We start from the raw sequence: 16,858 nt of genomic DNA, 5'->3' as shown, positions 1-16,858 counted from the left end.
GCCGGTGGCTCGGCGGGCCCCGAGGATAGGCCGCCGCTCAACGGAGCGCTATGGTCGGTTTTCCAGGAACGTAACGGGGAAGGCAGCAGCCGATGGCGCAGGATGAAGCCGTGATCGGCTGTACGGGGGTGCTGTTGATCGGCACTCGCGGGGCCGCCGGCCCCGGTGAGGTTCTGGTGTCGGTCAGGGGTGGCTCCGAGGCGTTTGTCGCCTGGTCGGCCGAGCCCCTTCCGGTGGGCGCGACGGTCCTCGTGATCGAGTCCCGTGGCGCGCGCCAGGTCGACGTCATTGAGTGGGCTGATCCGTTGGAGGCGTTGTCCGGCGATCCCGGCGACGCCGGTTGAGGAGACGAAGGATGTTCGGTTACCGCGTTCCGGCCCCCGATCAAGCCATGCTGATCTCGGGAGGCAGGCGTGGACAGGGGGGCGCACCATTCCGAGTGGTCACCGGTCACGGCAAGTTCGTGCTGCCGGTCTTCCGTAAGGTCCGCTTCCTGACGCTGGCGATGTGTGAGGCGGAGGTCGACGAGAAGTGCGTCACTCGGCAGGGCATCGCGCTGACGGTGCGTGCCGTGATCGCGTTCAAGGTCGGCAACGACACCGAGAGCGTGGTCAACGCCGGCCAGCGTTTCCTGTCCGACCAGGACCAGATGTCGGTGCTGACCGGCCGGATCTTCGCCGGTCATCTGCGGTCCATCATCGGTTCGATGACGGTCGAGGAGATCGTCACGGAGCGGCAGAAGCTGGCCACCGAGGTTCTGGAGACGTCCAAGACCGAGATGGCCAAGATCGGCCTGACCGTCGACTCCCTGCAGATTCAGTCGATCGACGACGGTGACACCGGCTACATCGACGCGATGTCGGCTCCGCACAAGGCGGCCATCCAGCGGCAGGCCCAGATCGCCCAGGCCCAGGCCACCCAGGCGTCGGTCGAGGCGCAGCAGGAGGCGGCGCGTAACCAGGCCGAGTACTCCCGCCGGACGGCCATCGTCCAGGCCGAGTACAACGCCGAGGTCGAACGCGCCCAGGCCAAGGCCGCGCAGGCCGGTCCGCTGGAGCAGGCGCACGCCCAGCAGGAGGTGCTGGCCGCGCAGACCGAGCTCGCCGAGCGGGCGGCCCAGCTGCGTCAGCAGCAACTGGTCGCCGAGGTCGTCAAGCCCGCCGAGGCGGAGGCCGAGCGCATCCGGCTGCTGGCCCAGGCCGAGGCCGAGCGGATGAAGATCCAGGCCGAGGCCGCCGCCTCGTACGACCGGGTGGCGCTGGACCGCATGGTCATCGACCAGCTCCCGCAGATCGTCAAGGAGGCCTCGGCCGGCCTCCAGGGCGCCAATGTCAATGTCCTCAACGGCGCCGACGGCCTCGGCGAAATCGCCGCCGGCCTGGTCGGTCAGGGCCTGACCATCCTCGACTCGGTCCGCCGCAACCTCGGCGCCACCGACGCGCCGGACCGCGGCACCGACAAGAACGACAACTCCGGCCAGGCCAACGGCGCGGGCCACAGCGGCCGGGTCGAGATCGAGTAGCACAGCGCTACGACAGGCCCTCGGCGGGAGAGGCGGCCACGCCGGCCACGCCCCTCCCGCCGCTACGCCTCCCGCCCCCGCTGCCGGTCCTCCTGCAGGTGGTTGCGCCGGGCGTAGCCCACCAGATGGTTGAGCACGGCGACGGTGGTGGCGATATCGGCGGCCAGATCGCCGACCCGGCTGACGCCTCCGCTGTCCTCCAGCGCCATCAGCAGCCACAGATCGGAGCGGGCCACCGTGACCCCCGCCTCGGTCGCCTGGCGGTACGCGAGGCCGCGGCCATCTGCCCCACCGCCGCGATCTCGGTGACCGGCTGATCCACCGCCCCCGCGGACATGCGCCGCGGGGGCGACTTCATCCGGCCGCCAACTCCCGGACCGCGAACAGGAGTTACGCCTGGTTCGTACACCGCGCGAGGGATCGATTCGGCAGTCCCCCTTCGTGTGACCGGGCACATCTGCGGGCGTATGCATGGGCATCAGGCAATCCGTATGGATCGCCCCAGGGAAGGAATGTCTGTGCGTCTTCACCGGACCGCCGCCACCGCAGTCGCCACCGCCGTCGGCGCCCTCACGCTCGTCCTGAGCCTGCCCGCCCCGGCCGGCGCCGCCACGGGAATCTTCACCTACATCGTCGACGACGACCCGCAGCCCTACGTGCTGCCCGAACCGCCCAGCCGCGAGTGCATCACGCTCCCCGAGGTGGCCGACGAGGCGGTGCCGCCCGCACACTCACCGCGGAACGACACCGACGCGACCGCCACGGTCTTCACAGGCCCCGAGTGCACGGGCGACCGCTTCAGCCTCCGCCCGCACGGCGGCCACGCCTCGGCCCGGCTGAAGGTCCGGTCGGTGGTCTTCTCCTGAGGCCCTGAACTGGGGCGGGCGCCACGGCCCGCCCCAGCCATGGGTTCCGCAGGGCCGGTACGCGGTCCGGCGGCGCGTCGCTCGGCGGCAGGGTGGTTCTGCCAGGACCAGGCACACCATGCCTACGTTCAAGAGGGCACTGGTTACGGGATTGGCAGTGGCTCATTCTCGATGGCATGACCACCCACACCTCTGTCGCCGCGTATGCCGCACCCGCCCCGAAGGCTCCGCTGGAGCGCACCACCATTCCGCGCCGCGAGCTGGGTGCCCACGACATCCTGATCGACATCAAGTACGCCGGCATCTGCCACTCCGACATCCACACCGTCCGCGCCGAGTGGGGCGACGGCGGGAACTTCCCGATCGTTCCCGGTCACGAGATCGCCGGCGTGGTCGCCGAGGTCGGCTCCGCCGTCACCCGCTACCAGCAGGGCGACCGGGTCGGCGTCGGCTGCTTCGTCGACTCCTGCCGGGAGTGCGAGAACTGCCAGGCCGGCCTGGAGCAGTACTGCACCGGCGAGTCCGGGAACATCGGCACGTACAACGCCATCGGCCGGGACGGCGAGCCCACCTACGGCGGCTACTCCACGCACCTGGTCGTCGACGAGAACTACGCGCTGCGCATCCCGGAGAGCATCCCGCTGGACGCCGCCGCCCCGCTGCTGTGCGCCGGCATCACCCTCTACTCCCCGCTCGCCCACTGGAAGGCAGGCCCCGGCAAGAAGGTCGCGGTCGTCGGCCTCGGCGGCCTCGGCCACATGGGCGTGAAGATCGCGCACGCGATGGGCGCGGAGGTCACCGTCCTCAGCCAGTCGCTGCGCAAGAAGGACGACGGCCTGCGGCTCGGCGCCGAGCACTACTACGCGACGTCCGACCCGGCCACCTTCGAGGTGCTGGCCAGCAGCTTCGACCTGATCCTCAACACCGTCTCGGCCGACCTGGACATCAACGCCTACCTCGGCCTGCTGCGCACCGACGGCACCCTGGTCCAGGTGGGCGCCCCGGAGAAGCCGCTGACGATCGCGCCGTTCGCGCTGATCCCCGGGCGGAAGTCGTTCTCCGGCTCGATGATCGGCGGCATCCCGGAGACCCAGGAAATGCTGGACTTCTGCGGTGAGCACGGCCTGGCCGCGGACATCGAGGTAATCAGCGCGGACCAGATCAACGAGGCGTACGAGCGGGTGCTGGCGAGCGACGTCCGGTACCGGTTCGTCATCGACACTTCCACGATCTGATACCTCGCACCTCGTGGTGATGCCTCCGCCCGGGGCGGCCCTTTGCAGGCCGCCCCGGGCGTCGTCGTACGGCCTCCTCGCGGTGGCCGCCGAGATGATCGCTCCTTTGATCAAGGAGAAGTCCTGATCAAAGAGAAGTGAGCGTCCCGACACGGGAGTTGCCGGCTCTCACGCCCCGCTCCTGCGCCCGCCGCATCCCCCGTGACGGCCACCAGCTCGCCCGCCCCAGCAGCGTCATCGTCGCCGGCAGGATCATGACCCGGATGACGAAGGCGTCCAGGAGGACCGCCACCGCGAGGCTGAAGCCGATCTGCTTCATCTCGGCGAGGTGGAGCAGCATGAAGCTGCCGAACACCGTCACCATCACCACGGCCGCGCTGGTCACGACCTTGGCGGAGGTGACGGTGCCCTGCAGTACGGCCTGCTGGGTGGGTACGCCGGCGAGTGCGGCCTCGCGGATGCGGCTGACGACGAAGACCTGGTAGTCCATCGACAGCCCGAAGAGGATGACGAAGAGGAAGAGCGGCACCCGGGAACCGATGGCGCTGGTCGCCGCGGGATCGAAGCCGAACAGCGTGCTGGCCAGGCCGTGCTGGAAGAAGATCACGACCAGGCCGAACGCGGCCGCCGCGGAGAGCAGGTTGAGCGCCACGCCGATCAGCCCGAGGACGACGGAGCGGAACACCGCGGCGGTGAGGAGGAAGGTGAGAAGCAGCAGCATCCCCACGACCAGGGGGAGCTTCTCGTTCTGGTGGGCCAGGTAGTCGGTGTCGTGCGGGAGGTCACCGGTGACGGCGAAACGGGCTCCGGCCACCTTGCCGACGGTGGCCGGGAGGTAGTCCTTGCGGAGGTGATCGAGCGAGGAGAGCGCCTCGGGCGAGCTGAGTGTGTACGGCACCGCAAGGTATACGGCGGTGGTCCGGCGGTCGGCCGAGACCCGTACCGTCGGCCGCATGTTCTTGGCGTAGAGCGGGTCCTGTGCGGTCCGCCGTACCAACTCGCGTACGGCGCCCGCCACTTCGGCCTCCTGGCCGGCTCCGGCCTGGACGACGACCTGGTGCTGGATGCGCAGTTCGGGGAAGGCCGCGGCGAGGCGGTCGTAGGCCTGGAGGGCCGGGATCTCGCGGGAGTGGCTGTCCTTGTTGAGGACCCGGAGGTGCATGCCCAGGGCGGGTGCCGCCAGCCCCAGCATGAGCAGGGCCGATACACACAGGGTCAGTGCCGGGTGCTTGCTCGCGGGGCGCAGCAGCGCGGTCCAGACGCGGCCGGCCTCGGCGTGGTCCTTGCCGTGGCGGGTGCGCCGGGCGCCGCTGCCGGCCGCCTTGGCCTCGCGGCGGGCGGCCCGGCGTTCGGCGCGGCGCCCGATCGTGACCAGCAGGGCGGGCAGCGCGGTCAGCGAGCTGAACACGGCGGCCACGACGACGATGATGGTGCAGGTGGCCAGGGACGAGAAGACGATGTCGGCGGCCAGGTAGAGGGTGGCGGTGGAGACGACCACGGCGAAGCCGGAGACGACGATCGCCCGGCCGGAGGTGGCGGCGGCCAGTTCCACCAAGGCCTCGGCGGTGAGCCGGCCGCCCGAGCGGGCCCGTTCCTCGCGTTCGCGCTTGAGGTAGAAGAGCGTGTAGTCGACGCCGACGGCCATGCCGATCAGGATGATGATGTTCATGCCCACGCCGGCGTCGGGCAGCACATGCGAGACGATCATGGACAGGCCGACGGCGGCGGCGATGGAGGTCAGCGCCAGCAGCAGCGGGACGGCCACCATCACGACCGATCCGAAGACGGCCAGCAGCGTCAGCAGCGTGATCGGCAGGGTGGTCGCCTCGGAGAGCGCCAGGTCGTTGTCGCGCTGGGTGTCCACACCGACGCTGATGGACGGACTGCCGGTCTCCTCCACCCGTAGCGCCGGATGGCTGCGCTGGGCCGCCGCGGTCTGCGCGGCGAGCGGCGCCAGGTGCTTATCGTCGTCCGCGTCGGTGCCCTTCAAGGTGACCTCGACCCGCAGCGTGCCGCCGTCGGCCGAACGCACCGCGGGCGCGACCCGTTTGACCTCGGGAAGCTTGTGCATCCGGGCGGTGATGTCGCGGACGGCCGCGTCGGCGGCGGCCCGGTCGAGTGAGCCCGACCGGGCGGAGATCAGCACCTGTTCGACCGGCTCGTGGTCCAGATGCCCGGCGGCCGCCATCGCCTCGGCGCGGCCGGCCTCGCCGGTGCGGTAGTCGTCGGCGGTGGCGTTGTGGGTGCCCATCGCGATCCCCACGCCCAGGGACAGCACCACGAACGCCAGCCATACGGCCAGCCCGCGCCAGGGATGCCGGGCGCTCCAGGCCGCTATCCGTACGGTGCCGGGCCGCTTTTTCCCGGCCCCCTCCCGCACGTCCATATCCCTCACATCCATGTGTCCAGCCCCTTCGACGTCACGTCGCGCCCCCCTGGACGCAAGAATGTTACGCATGTCAGTGGAGAATTACAGGTGTCTCCACGAGCCGTCAACCGTAAGATTGCGGAAGAAGAGCTCGGCGGACGCGCTTGACAGTCCGTCCCGGCGTACGAAAACCTCCGCTGAACAGGCGTCCGGAACAGCAAGAAGGTGGGCCATGAACAGCGAGGAGCTGCTGGCCCTGCTGTCCGCCGTGGGGCATGCACAGCGACTGCGGGTGATCGGCGAACTGGCCGATGGCCGGCTGTACGTCAGCGAGCTGGCCCGCCGGCTGGAGATCTCCCGGCCGCTGCTCTATATGCACCTGGACCGGCTGGAGAAGGCCGGTCTGGTCGTGGGCCAACTGGAGCTGTCCGAGGACGGCAAGGCGCTGAAGTACTTCGAACTGGCACCATTCGAGCTGAAGTTGAACGTGGCGACCGTCCTCGCCGCACTCCAGGACGACCGGTCGGGACCGAACGAACTCAAGGGGACGCATACATGAGCGGCAGCACCATCATCCCGATCGCAGTCCTTTTGATCATCTTCGCTTCGGTCGTGGCGATCGTGGCCTCGTACTTCAAGCTGCAGCGGCATCGCGCGGACGCCGCGGCGCTGGCCGAGTACCGCAAGCTCGCCGAGCAGGTCACCGCCAACCAGCAGGCGATGAACGACCGGTTGGCGGAGCTGAGCGACCGGCTCAAGGCCGTGGAGAAGCTGCTGCAGAGCGTGGGCTGAAGGCCGCGGGCCGCCCCGGAGAAATTTTCCGCACCGATCGGCAACCCCCGCCCCCGCCACACGTCGTCACGGGTGAGGGCGCCATCAGGCGCCGCCCCGTCGAAGAACGTGGAGAGCCCGATCGTGAAGCCCACCCGCACCACCCGCAGTGACGCACCCGGCGCCGCCCGCACCCGCCTGAGGGGTGCCGCCGGCGCCGGACTGCTGACCGCGCTCGTCCTCACCTCGCTGTCCACGGCCGCCGCCGCGCACGCCGACGCCCCGGCGCCGCGGCCCACGGCCGGCTCGGCGACCCCGTCGCCCGCCCCGGACGGCCGTCACACCCCCTCCCCCACCGCCCGGCCGAGCAGCCCCTCGAGCACCCGGCCCACCGCGCGGCCCAGCACCCCGCCCAGCACCGGCACCCCGTCGAGCCGCCCCACCGTCGAACCGTCCCGCCCCGGCCCCGCGCCGAGCCAGGGCCCCAAGTCCGGTGCGGCGCCCGGCCGTAGCGGCGACCAGCTCGCGCACACCGGCGCGTCCCCCGCCACCACCTACGCGCTCGGCGGCGCCGCCGCCGCACTGATCGCCGCGGGCGGCGGCACGCTCTACGCGGTCCGCCGCCGACGCGCCTGACACCCGCGCCGCGCCCCCATGGAGTACGTCGTCCCGCACACCGCCCCGGTACGGTTCGCCGCACCGGGGCCGCGGCATGCCCTGTGGCGGTGGCTGCTGCGCACCGCCCGCCCGGCGACCGCCCGCCGCGCCGCGCCCCGCCAAGGGGCCGCACACCCCGCGTATGCGCCCCACCAGCACCCGACGATCAGCGAGCTCTACCAGGCGCACCGGCTGAACATGGTCCGGCTGGCCGTCCTGCTCGTCGATGACCGGGCCACCGCCGAGGACGTCGTCCAGGACGCCTTCGCCGCCCTCTACAAACGCCACGGCGAACGGCTCGGCGAGGTCGACAACGCCCTCGCCTATCTCCGCACCGCCGTCGTCAACGCGGCCCGCTCGGTGCTGCGTCGCCGCCGTACGGCCCGCGACTACACGCCGCCCCACGAGACGGACGCCCCGTCCGCCGAGGAGCGCATCGTCCTGGACGAGGAGCACCGCGAGGTGTTCGCCGCGCTGAGCCAACTGACCGCGCGCCGCCGCGAGGTCCTCGTCCTGCGCTACTGGGGCGATCTCACCGAGGCGCAGATCGCGCAGACCCTCGGCATCAGCCGCGGCGCGGTGAAGTCCCTCGCCAGCCGCGCCCTGGATTCCCTGGAGAAGATCTTGGAGGCGCGGTCGTGAACGGAAGAGCGGACGAGAGCCGCACCGGGCGCCCCGTCGAGGAGCGGCTGCGCCGGGCGTTCGCGGCGCGCGCCGACTCGATCGACGTACGGGACCTGCGGCCCGCCGAGCCGCCGGGCCCACAGCTGCGGCGCGGACGGCTGCCCCTTGCCCGGCCCTGGCTGCGACGTTTCGGCCTGCCCCTCGCGGCGGCCGCCGCGTCCGCCGCCGTAGCGCTCGGCTATCTGGCGCTCACCCCCGACACCCCACCCGTACGCCCTGCCCCCGCGGCCCCGCCGACCCCCGTGCCCCCGACACCGTCACCCACCCCGACCCCCACTCCCTCCCTCTCCACCCCGCCCACTCGCCCCCTCCCCCCGCGCTCAACCGGCACCCCCTCCCCCGGCCCCGACCGCTCGGCCATCATCGGCTCCCCCTCCCGCGGACCCGGCCGCACGCCCACCCCCACCCGCGTCCCCACCAGCGGCTCCCCCAGCCCCACCGCACGCCCGCATTAGCAGCGCGTTAGCCGATCACCAACGCCCCCGCCGAGGATTGTGACCCTCACCACTCAGCAGCGCCCGCCCCGGGGGAGCCCCTATGCCGTACGCCGCCGCCATCGGACGCCGAATAACCGCTGCCGCGCTCATCGCCGCCGCCGGCCTCTCCCTCACCGGCTGCCGCGACGGCGGCGGCAACAGCAGGCCCCACGCCCCGTCACGGTCCGCCGCCGCGTCCCGGCCCCCGGCTCCCGGCGACCGCCTCGCCTGCACCCCGGAGATGCTCAGGTTCCATGCGCGCGGCGTCCGGCACCCGGCCCGCCGCATGCTCCTGACCGTCACCAACTACTCCGACAAGCCCTGCGATTTCGCCGCCCAGCCGTACCCGCTCCTGCACCTCGGCGCCGGACAACGGACCGACACCCCGCCGATCGGGCCGAGCGATCCGCGCTCCGTCATCACGCTCGCCCCGGGCAGGACCGCATACGCCGCCGTCACCACCTCCGCCGGCGGTGCACACGGCAGGGGCGAGAAGATCTCCCAGTTCGGCGTCGCACTGGCTCCCCGCACCGCGCCCTGCCAGGTCGGCCTGGACAGCGGCCCCCTGGTCCGGGTGAACCCGCACACCGCCGCGGTCACCTACTGGCAGTCGCACCGCAAGGCCGCCCTGAAGTGGTGACCCGCACGAACACGCCGCCGTACGACCCGGCCCGCCGTACCCCGTTCGTGTCGATTTCCGGTTAGCCGAAGAACGGCCCAATGCAGGGCCGTCACTCATGATCACTCCTGTTTTGCGGCTATTGATCGCCTTTACGCTCCTGTGGCATGGCTGCGCCCGCAGCCGCTCGCCCGGTAGGCTTTCCGTGTGATCTTCAAGCGCATCGGAAATGGGCGGCCGTATCCCGATCACGGCCGGGAGAGCACCCGCCAGTGGGCGGACGTCGCCCCGCGCCCGGTACGCCTCGACCAGTTGGTGACGACCAAGCAGCAGCTCGACCTGGAGACGCTGCTCGCCGAGGACTCGACGTTCTACGGCGACCTCTTCGCGCATGTCGTGAAGTGGGAGGGCGATCTCTACCTGGAGGACGGGCTGCACCGAGCCGTGCGCGCCGCCCTTCAGCAGCGCCAGGTGCTGCATGCCCGGGTGCTCGAACTGGACGGCAGCACCGCAGCGGGCTGACGCCGCGCACGTCGCCGCCCCCGGCCCGTATTGACCCGTTCGGGTTGCCTCACACACCACCGGCTGATCATTTAGTAGGCACGGCACGCCGCCCGCACTACGCTGCGGACATGAGCATGCTGACGCCTCCAGGCATGGGCGGTAAGAAATACCGCATTACGGGCGACAGGTACCCGCGGATGCGCCGTCCCCGGCACCGTCGCCGGATCGTCCTCACCCTCGTGGCCGGGGCCTGCGCCCTCGGCCTGGTCGGCTGGGGATCCCTGCAGCTCATCGACGTCTTCGGGGGCAAGGGCAATACCGCCCAGGCCGCTGCGGGCAAGAAGAAATGCAAGCCCGACGACGCGGCGGACCGGTCGCACGCCGAACCCGCCGTCCGTAAACCGCTGCCCAAACCGGCCGCGCTGACCATCAATGTTTTCAACGCCACCCCGCGCAGCGGCCTGGCCAAGCGCACCGCCGACGAACTCGAGAAGCGCGGCTTCAAGATCGGCAAGGTGGGCAACGCCCCGGCCCACTTCGACAAGCAGGTCAAGGGCGTCGGGATACTGCTGGGCCCCAAGGCCGCCGCGTACGGCCCGCTGAAGCTGCTGGGCACCCAGCTCGCGGGCGCCGAGCAGCGGACCGACAACCGCAAGGGCGCCGATGTCGACCTGATCATCGGCACCGCCTTCAAGGACCTGGCCAAGGCGAAGGACGCCCAGAAGGCCGTGGCCCAGCTGGCGAAGGCACCCTCGCCACACCGCGCCGCCACCAAGTGCTGACACCGCTTGCACACACTCGGGCCCCTCGCCGATCGCCGGCGAGGGGCCCGAGTGGTGAGGGAAGGCGGCGGGTCAGCCGGCGGTGCCGTACATCCGGTCGCCCGCGTCGCCCAGGCCCGGCACGATGTAGCGGTCCGCGTTCAGCCGCTCGTCGACCGCCGCGGTGACCACCGTCACCGGCGCGCCGGCCAGCTCCTTCTCCATGACCTCGACGCCCTCCGGCGCGGCCAGCAGGCAGATCGCGGTGACATCGTCCGCACCGCGCTTGATCAGCTCACGGATCGCCGCGACCAGGGTGCCGCCGGTGGCGAGCATCGGGTCGACGACGTACACCTGACGGCCGGAGAGGTCGTCGGGCATCCGCGTCGCGTACGTGTGGGCCTCGTACGTCTCCTCGTTACGGACCATGCCCATGAAGCCGACCTCGGCGGTGGGCAGCAGCCGGACCATGCCGTCCAGCATGCCCAGACCGGCCCGCAGGATCGGTACGACCAGGGGGCGCGGGTGCGAGAGCCGTACACCGGTCGTCGCCGTCACCGGGGTCTCGATGTCGACCCGCTCGGTGCGCACATCCCGGGTGGCCTCGTAGGCGAGCAGGGTGACCAGCTCGTCGGCCAGCCGCCGGAAAGTCGGGGAGTCGGTGCGCTTGTCGCGCAGCGTGGTGAGTTTGTGCGCCACCAGCGGGTGGTCGACGACGTGCAAGCGCACAATTTCCTCCAGGGGTCTGATCTGCAACAACGGCCGCAGCAGCGACCCAGCCCTCAAGGCTACCGGCGGGTGACGCAAGACAGCTCCCTTCACGCCGTGCATCGAGCCCAAGGCCCCTTGGCGCCATTGCTCGGCAGGTTCTTCAGAGCGCGTCGATGTCGCGGCTTCGCTGGCACAAACACACCACAAAGGGGGAAAATAGGAACATAAGGCCGATTTCTTCTCCTGGGCCGTTCCTAGTTCTCGCTCCCGGTTCTCGCTTCCGGATTTCTCTTCCGATGCCGTGCGAGGTGATGGCAGCATGCCCGACCCTCAGCCGCGGCCCGACGACGCGCACAACGCCGGTCACGACGTCGAGAGCGAGGCGGCGCGCCGACGGCGGCGGGCCCAGTTTTTGCGTGAGCGGCACGATGCGAAGGAGCTGCGGGACCGCGTCCAGCCCCGCCGCGCACGGGCCGCCCGGATGCGCCAGGCCATGCGGATGCGCACATTCCGCTGGTAGCCGTACGCCCCGCGCGCCCGTCCGCACTGCGGCACGTGAGCGACATCTCTCACAACGACCGCACGACGCAGCGTCGAAGACCCCGCGCGAACGCCATGTTTCTGCCACGATTCCGAAGGGGCGGGACCCGCGACGCGACAGCGTCGTCCCCGCCCGGCCCGGACGTTATGACAGGTGGGAGAGTCACGGTGTATTTCGCCGCACTGCTCGCGCGCACCGAAGACGGGTGGGAAGCGAGCGATACGGAGCTCGACGAAGTGGAGACCCTGTCCGATCTGGCCGATCTGGCCCGAGAGGCGGCGGTCGACGACGACACGGTGGTGGCCTTCATCGAGCAGGAGGACGCCTGGTTCGGCGTCATCCGGGTGGACGGCGAGGAAGACCCACGGGTCTTCCTCTCCAATGCCGCCGCTGCCGCCAAAAGCTCGTACGGAGCGATGCTGACCGACGAGCTGCTGGGCCGCGATAACGATGACGCGGACGATCTGGACAGCCTCAACCTGGACGGCACGGAGGACGGCGAACCGGAAACTGACGACAACGTTGATAACGACGACACCATTGACGCGGTGAACGGCTCGGAGAGCCTCGCCATTGCGTCCGGCCCGCTCGGCGACTTCGGGCTCCTGGCCGACCTCGGTGTCAGCGAGAAGGAGCTGCTCGCCCTGGACGGCGACGCGCTCTCCACCATCGCCGACTCCCTGGGCTGCACTGAGGTCCTGGAAGCCGTGCGCTGATAGCGGCCGGGCCCGGCGCCGGGCCCGCGCCCCCGGTCACGTCCCCGACACTTGGGTACATGACCGTCCCTCCATCCGCCCCGCACCCCTCCCCCGCGCCCGACCCGCTGCGCGATCCCTGGATCGCCCCGATGCGGCGGGCGCTGGACGAGGCCGCCCGCGCCACCGGGACGGGAGACGTCCCGGTGGGCGCCGTTGTGCTGTCCGCCGACGGCACCGTCATCGGCACCGGCCACAACGAACGCGAGGCCACCGGCGACCCGACCGCGCATGCCGAGGTCCTGGCACTGCGGGAAGCGGCGCGGGCCGTCGGGCAGTGGCGCCTGACCGGCTGCACGCTCCTTGTCACCCTCGAACCCTGCACGATGTGCGCGGGCGCGCTCGTCCTCTCCCGCGTCGACCGCGTCGTCTACGGCGCCCGCGACGCCAAGGCAGGGGCCGCCGGCTCCCTCTGGGACGTCACCCGTGACCGTCGCCTCAACCACCGCCCCGAGGTCATCACCGGCGTCCTCGAGGCCGACTGCGCCGCCCTCCTCACCGCCTTCTTCCGGGACCGCTGACCCCGTCCTGGCCCCGTCAGGGCCCCTTCTTGGCCCAATTCTGGCCGCCGGCCGTAATCCGATTTCGGCGCACGGCCCCCCTTGGGCTAAGCTCTCTCTCGGTAGCGTGTCCGAGCGGCCGAAGGAGCTCGCCTCGAAAGCGAGTGTGGCGTAACCCGTCACCGTGGGTTCAAATCCCACCGCTACCGCCAGCAACACCCCTCCGAACTGCGGAAACGCGGTCGGAGGGGTGTTTTGCGTGAGGCCCTGCGCGGACGGTGATGCGGCCCGGCGCCGGCTCCGCTCGTCAGGACGCCGCCCCAGCCCGGAGGCAGGGCACCGGAGTTGGCCGATGCGTTGGGCGGTGCATTGGCCGATGCGTTGGCTGATGCATTGCGGCGTGTTGCGTGAAACCGCGCTGAGAGGCGGCCGGTCACCCCGGCGGCAGCGGCAGCGGAGGGCGGCCGATCGCCGGCCCACCGATGACGGTGACGCCGCCCAGGACCTGTTCCAGCCGGTTCAGGAGTTCCGCGGACAGGGCGCCGCGCGCCTCGTCGGCCGTATCGAGCGCGCGCCGCAGGGCCGCGGAGGTCCCGGCGTCCAGCGGCTCGGCCTTGATGACCGCTTCCCTGGTGAGCCGGGTCACCCGCCCCAGCGCATCCAGCACCCGCAGCTGCTCGGCGGAGCCACTCGGCGGTACGGCGGGGCCCGGCGGCGCGCCGGGGTAGCCGTAACCACCGCGCGGCGGCGCCTCGAATCGGGACGCCGCCGCGGGGTAGCCGTAGCCGGACTGGTGGATCCAGATGCCGTCGTGCAGGGCGTGGTCGAGGGCGGACTGCGCCGCGCTGCGGGCGGTGAGCACCGCCTCGTCGAAGCGTTCGATGTCCACCGGCCGCCCCAGCCCGAGGTCCTGGATGGTCCGCGCGAGCAGATCGCTCCACTCACGTGTGGTGGTCCGCATCCGGATGATGCGGGTCGTCTCGGCCTCCCGGCGCGTCTGCGCCTGGGCCGCCAGGGCCTCCTCGCGCGCCGCCTGCCGCGAGGCGACGGCGACCGCCCGTTCCTCGTCGGCCTGCCGGCTCGCCTCTTCGCCCGCCGCCTCGGCATCCCGGCGGGCGGCCTCGTCCTGCTCGCGCTGCGCCGCGAACGCACGCCGCTGCATCTGCAAGGGCCCCCAGTAGGCGGCGGCGCTGGTGAGCAGCGCCCCGCCGACCGCGCCCAGCAATCCGTAGACCGCCTCGGACATGGCCGTATCCCGCCCTCCGGAGAAGTGTCGGACCGTCAGTCGTGACGACGGCCCAGCGCGCGGCGGATGAAGTGGACGATCAGCCAGATCACCACGATCGCGATGATCAGGAAGATCACGAACAGCACGATCGCGATGATGCCGAGCTTCTTGAAGAAGCCCTTCGACTTCTTCTTCACCTTCTTCTTCCACTTCGACGACTTCTTCTCCTTGGAGACCGTCTGGAAGTGGCTCGAGTGCGTCGAGTGGTGCGAGAAGGAGCTGTGGCTGCCGTGCCGCCCGAACTCCGGCGCGGACGCGGGTGCGGCGACGACCGAGGTGCGGGGCTCCGCGGCGCTCTCCGCGGCCACGGCCGGCCCGGCGCTCATGGCCAGCAGGCCGAACAGAAGGGCCAGGACGGCGGCCGGACGGCGTCGCTTGTGCGGAACTGTACGGGTGTACGCGGTATGAGACATCGTGAGATTCCCCCTGAGGTCGTCGTGGCGTCAGCCATTATGGGCGGGGGTGGGCACCCCTGCCGAGGTCTCGACCTCCAGGAGGGAGGCGCTCTGCCGCTCCTCGTCGAAGGCCTTGCGGCCGCCTCGTAGTCCGAACAGCCGCTTGGTGACCGCGATGTAGAGCACCGCCAGGATGTTGATCACCAGCGTGGCGATCTTGAGCCAGCTCACCTTCTCCGTGAGCTCGTAGATCTCCAGCGGCAGGAAGGCGGCCGTCGCCACCACCGTCAGATACTCCGCCCACCGCTTGGCACGCCACAGCCCCACGCCCTCGATGATCTCCACCAGGGCGTACGCGAGCAGCAGCCCGGCCACCAGCATCAAGGTGGAGTGCTGGTAGCCGAAGGTCTTCTGGATGGTGCCGACGACCGGTGAGTGGTCCAGGTCGTAGTGGAAGTGCCGGGCCACCGGGCGGATCACATCGAGGTTTTCGTCGAAGAACCGCCGGACCGCGTCCTTGCGGTTGCTGAACTGCCACACCCCGACCGCGGCCAGCACGATGAACACGCCACGGATCGCGCGCTCGACGGCCAGGAAGCGCAGGATGAACAGGTCGCGCAGGACCTTGCCGCGCGGGACCAGCGGGGCGTCGGCGGCCGGGCCGGAGCCGTGCGGCGCGCCGAGGGCGAAGTCACCGCAGCGCAGACAGCGCCACGCCTCGCCGACCGCGGTGGCCGCGCGCAGTTTCTCCCGCAGGTGTTCCTCCTGCGGGAGGTAGGTGATGTGCCCGCGGCGCGCGCAGGTACGCCGGTCCCAGTCGATCTTCATCGTCGGTGCCCCGTGTTCCTTTCGTCCTTCCGCGTGGCCCGGCGCCGTGCCGCGGCGCGCTGCCACGCTCTGCTCTGTCGCGTACATGATGCATGCCGCGCAGGGCATCCAGGCCGTACGGGGTGGGGGACGCGCCTCACCGTACGGCCGGTTGCAGAGTTGCAGAGAGGAAGGGGTGCGGGCCGGATCTCGGGCATCTGCGGCGCCGAGGGGAAGGGGCGGCCGGGGAGGGCTGGGCTGCCCCTGGCCTGAACCCTGGGCCTGGCCGTTGGGCGTGCCCGTTGGGCCCGGCCATTGAGCCTGGCCATTGGCCGGTCGGGGGAAGCGGCATCGGGGGGACAGCCGCTCCCCCCGATGGGGACCGGACCCCAAAGTCCACGCCGCAGTCAGGGGGAGAGCGGCGCGGACCCCGCAGTGAGGCCGCGGTCCCGGGCCCCGCGGGTTCCTGCCAGATCCGCCGGGCACACCCCCATGCTGCCTCCGCCGCCCGCCTCCGCCACCCGGCAAACGGCCTTCCTTGGCGGGCCTTTGGTCCTTAAAGGCCAGATCAGCGTCGGCGCGGCGGCAAGGCGGCCGCCCACCGGCGCATCCGTCACAGCTGCCACAGTCGAACACCTGTGGTTACACTCACCCGACTGCATCGGGCCGCGAAGTGCAGCGGCACTGCAGGGGAAATTCAGGGCACTGCCGTAGGGGACAGGGGAGACGGGACCGATGGCGCAGGCGAAAAAGATCGCGTTGTATTTGGTCATCGTCTTCGTGCTCTACACGATCATTACGTCCCCGGGACGGGCCGCCGATCTCGTCCAGATAGGCTTCGAGGGCATCTCGTCCGCTGCTCAGGGCGTCGGCGAGTTCATGACCCAGCTGATCAAGTAGACGGCTGGGGCGCCGGCCGGTCACCCGACGGCCGCGCATCGTCCGCCGCACGGAGGTCCCAGTGATCCGCCACCTGGTCCTGTTCAAGCTCAACGAAGGTGTCTCCCGCGACGAGGAGCGGGTGCAGGCCGGCGTTCGCGCGTTCGCGGAGCTGGAGGGCCAGATCCCGGAGCTGACGTTCTGGGAGTGCGCCTGGAACATCACCGACCGCCCGATCGCCTACGACTTCGCGATCAATTCGGCCGTGGCCGACACCGACGCCCTCAAGCGCTACATCGAGCACCCGGCCCACCAGGCGGCCGCCGGTCAGTGGCGTGAATTCGCCACCTGGGTGATCGCCGACTACGAGTTCTGAGCCCCGGCACCCCGCACTCCGAGCCCCTCACCCCTTACGGGTGGGGGGCTTCGCCGTACCCCGCCCCCGTACAGGAAAAGCCCGCCCGCGCCACCATCCAACTCTCCCTTCAACACGGCGTTATGGGGTGCTTGCACACAGTG

General features: G+C 70.9%; 23 protein-coding genes and 1 tRNA gene. 18 read left to right on the top strand and 6 right to left on the bottom strand.

All coding sequences use genetic code 11. From position 1 onward, the window contains the following. Positions 1–92: 92 nt before the first annotated feature. Entirely contained in the window at positions 93–344 is a 252-nt protein-coding gene (locus ACZ4S3_RS23085) for a hypothetical protein (RefSeq protein WP_467937103.1), read from the top strand. An 11-nt stretch (positions 345–355) separates the two neighbouring features. Then, positions 356–1,522 carry a flotillin family protein gene (locus tag ACZ4S3_RS23080; RefSeq protein ID WP_467937101.1) on the top strand — a complete coding sequence of 389 codons (1,167 nt, stop codon included), beginning with the start codon at positions 356–358 and terminating at the stop codon, positions 1,520–1,522. A 62-nt stretch (positions 1,523–1,584) separates the two neighbouring features. Here the strand turns inward: ACZ4S3_RS23080 and ACZ4S3_RS23075 are convergent, their stop codons facing one another. After that, a complete protein-coding gene (locus tag ACZ4S3_RS23075) occupies positions 1,585–1,758 on the bottom strand; it encodes a hypothetical protein (RefSeq protein ID WP_467937099.1) in 174 nt (57 codons plus the stop codon). A gap of 282 nt (positions 1,759–2,040) precedes the next feature. Between ACZ4S3_RS23075 and ACZ4S3_RS23070 the strand changes: the two genes are divergently transcribed. Together ACZ4S3_RS23070 and ACZ4S3_RS23065 are read left to right on the top strand one after the other, a co-directional pair. Beyond that, complete coding sequence (locus tag ACZ4S3_RS23070) at positions 2,041–2,388, top strand: hypothetical protein (RefSeq protein WP_467937097.1); 348 nt, start codon at positions 2,041–2,043, stop codon at positions 2,386–2,388. A 176-nt stretch (positions 2,389–2,564) separates the two neighbouring features. Continuing rightward, positions 2,565–3,623, top strand: a complete 1,059-nt coding sequence (locus ACZ4S3_RS23065) for an NAD(P)-dependent alcohol dehydrogenase (protein ID WP_467937096.1) — start codon at positions 2,565–2,567, stop codon at positions 3,621–3,623. A gap of 127 nt (positions 3,624–3,750) precedes the next feature. On the opposite strand, the gene ACZ4S3_RS23060 is transcribed toward ACZ4S3_RS23065, so the two are convergent. Next, entirely contained in the window at positions 3,751–6,024 is a 2,274-nt protein-coding gene (locus ACZ4S3_RS23060) for an MMPL family transporter (protein WP_467937094.1), read from the bottom strand. A gap of 199 nt (positions 6,025–6,223) precedes the next feature. On the opposite strand from ACZ4S3_RS23060, the gene ACZ4S3_RS23055 reads away from it, so the two are divergent. From ACZ4S3_RS23055 to ACZ4S3_RS23020, 8 genes are all read left to right on the top strand, one after another. Next, positions 6,224–6,550: an ArsR/SmtB family transcription factor gene (locus ACZ4S3_RS23055; protein WP_467937092.1), complete on the top strand. Its 327-nt coding sequence runs from the start codon at positions 6,224–6,226 to the stop codon at positions 6,548–6,550. Then, entirely contained in the window at positions 6,547–6,783 is a 237-nt protein-coding gene (locus ACZ4S3_RS23050) for a hypothetical protein (RefSeq protein ID WP_467937090.1), read from the top strand. Before ACZ4S3_RS23055 ends, ACZ4S3_RS23050 begins: the two co-directional genes overlap by 4 nt. A gap of 123 nt (positions 6,784–6,906) precedes the next feature. Beyond that, positions 6,907–7,398 carry an LAETG motif-containing sortase-dependent surface protein gene (locus ACZ4S3_RS23045; RefSeq protein WP_467937088.1) on the top strand — a complete coding sequence of 164 codons (492 nt, stop codon included), beginning with the start codon at positions 6,907–6,909 and terminating at the stop codon, positions 7,396–7,398. Positions 7,399–7,416: 18 nt separating this feature from the next. Continuing rightward, positions 7,417–8,061, top strand: coding sequence for an RNA polymerase sigma factor (locus tag ACZ4S3_RS23040; protein WP_467937086.1), 645 nt, complete (start codon positions 7,417–7,419; stop codon positions 8,059–8,061). Then, the gene (locus ACZ4S3_RS23035; protein WP_467937084.1) at positions 8,058–8,558 is read left to right on the top strand and encodes a hypothetical protein; all 501 of its coding nucleotides are present in this window, start codon (positions 8,058–8,060) and stop codon (positions 8,556–8,558) included. The genes ACZ4S3_RS23040 and ACZ4S3_RS23035 overlap by 4 nt, the downstream gene beginning before the upstream one ends. A gap of 82 nt (positions 8,559–8,640) precedes the next feature. Next, entirely contained in the window at positions 8,641–9,219 is a 579-nt protein-coding gene (locus tag ACZ4S3_RS23030) for a DUF4232 domain-containing protein (RefSeq protein WP_467937082.1), read from the top strand. Between the two features lie 186 nt (positions 9,220–9,405). Further along, complete coding sequence (locus ACZ4S3_RS23025) at positions 9,406–9,720, top strand: type II toxin-antitoxin system VapB family antitoxin (protein WP_467937080.1); 315 nt, start codon at positions 9,406–9,408, stop codon at positions 9,718–9,720. 110 nt (positions 9,721–9,830) lie between these two features. Then, positions 9,831–10,484, top strand: a complete 654-nt coding sequence (locus ACZ4S3_RS23020; protein WP_467937078.1) for a LytR C-terminal domain-containing protein — start codon at positions 9,831–9,833, stop codon at positions 10,482–10,484. Between the two features lie 72 nt (positions 10,485–10,556). Here the strand turns inward: ACZ4S3_RS23020 and upp are convergent, their stop codons facing one another. Beyond that, positions 10,557–11,192, bottom strand: a complete 636-nt coding sequence (upp, locus tag ACZ4S3_RS23015; RefSeq protein WP_467937076.1) for a uracil phosphoribosyltransferase — start codon at positions 11,190–11,192, stop codon at positions 10,557–10,559. Between the two features lie 301 nt (positions 11,193–11,493). Between upp and ACZ4S3_RS23010 the strand changes: the two genes are divergently transcribed. The 4 genes from ACZ4S3_RS23010 (at position 11,494) to ACZ4S3_RS22995 (ending at position 13,182) form a co-directional block, all read left to right on the top strand. Beyond that, entirely contained in the window at positions 11,494–11,694 is a 201-nt protein-coding gene (locus ACZ4S3_RS23010) for a hypothetical protein (RefSeq protein WP_467937074.1), read from the top strand. Positions 11,695–11,882: 188 nt separating this feature from the next. Next, positions 11,883–12,431, top strand: a complete 549-nt coding sequence (locus ACZ4S3_RS23005) for a tRNA adenosine deaminase-associated protein (protein ID WP_467937072.1) — start codon at positions 11,883–11,885, stop codon at positions 12,429–12,431. A 59-nt stretch (positions 12,432–12,490) separates the two neighbouring features. Then, positions 12,491–12,991, top strand: a complete 501-nt coding sequence (gene tadA / locus ACZ4S3_RS23000; protein WP_467937070.1) for a tRNA adenosine(34) deaminase TadA — start codon at positions 12,491–12,493, stop codon at positions 12,989–12,991. 100 nt (positions 12,992–13,091) lie between these two features. Next, positions 13,092–13,182 (top strand) — tRNA-Ser (locus ACZ4S3_RS22995). 221 nt (positions 13,183–13,403) lie between these two features. Here ACZ4S3_RS22995 and ACZ4S3_RS22990 read toward each other — a convergent pair. The 3 genes from ACZ4S3_RS22990 to ACZ4S3_RS22980 are packed head-to-tail and all read right to left on the bottom strand — an operon-like array spanning position 13,404 to position 15,481. Next, the gene (locus ACZ4S3_RS22990) at positions 13,404–14,216 is read right to left on the bottom strand and encodes a hypothetical protein (protein ID WP_467937068.1); all 813 of its coding nucleotides are present in this window, start codon (positions 14,214–14,216) and stop codon (positions 13,404–13,406) included. 35 nt (positions 14,217–14,251) lie between these two features. After that, positions 14,252–14,671, bottom strand: coding sequence for a hypothetical protein (locus tag ACZ4S3_RS22985; RefSeq protein ID WP_467937066.1), 420 nt, complete (start codon positions 14,669–14,671; stop codon positions 14,252–14,254). Between the two features lie 30 nt (positions 14,672–14,701). Beyond that, positions 14,702–15,481, bottom strand: coding sequence for a DUF2127 domain-containing protein (locus tag ACZ4S3_RS22980; protein ID WP_467937064.1), 780 nt, complete (start codon positions 15,479–15,481; stop codon positions 14,702–14,704). Between the two features lie 714 nt (positions 15,482–16,195). Between ACZ4S3_RS22980 and ACZ4S3_RS22975 the strand changes: the two genes are divergently transcribed. Continuing rightward, positions 16,196–16,360, top strand: coding sequence for a hypothetical protein (locus tag ACZ4S3_RS22975; protein ID WP_362702783.1), 165 nt, complete (start codon positions 16,196–16,198; stop codon positions 16,358–16,360). Positions 16,361–16,421: 61 nt separating this feature from the next. After that, positions 16,422–16,715 (top strand): Dabb family protein, encoded by a 294-nt coding sequence (locus ACZ4S3_RS22970; protein WP_467937062.1) that lies wholly within the window; start codon positions 16,422–16,424, stop codon positions 16,713–16,715. Positions 16,716–16,858 lie beyond the last annotated feature (143 nt).

The sequence above is a fragment of the Streptomyces sp. NPDC028368 genome (assembly GCF_055565615.1).
This window is presented reverse-complemented; position numbering and strand designations above follow the sequence as displayed.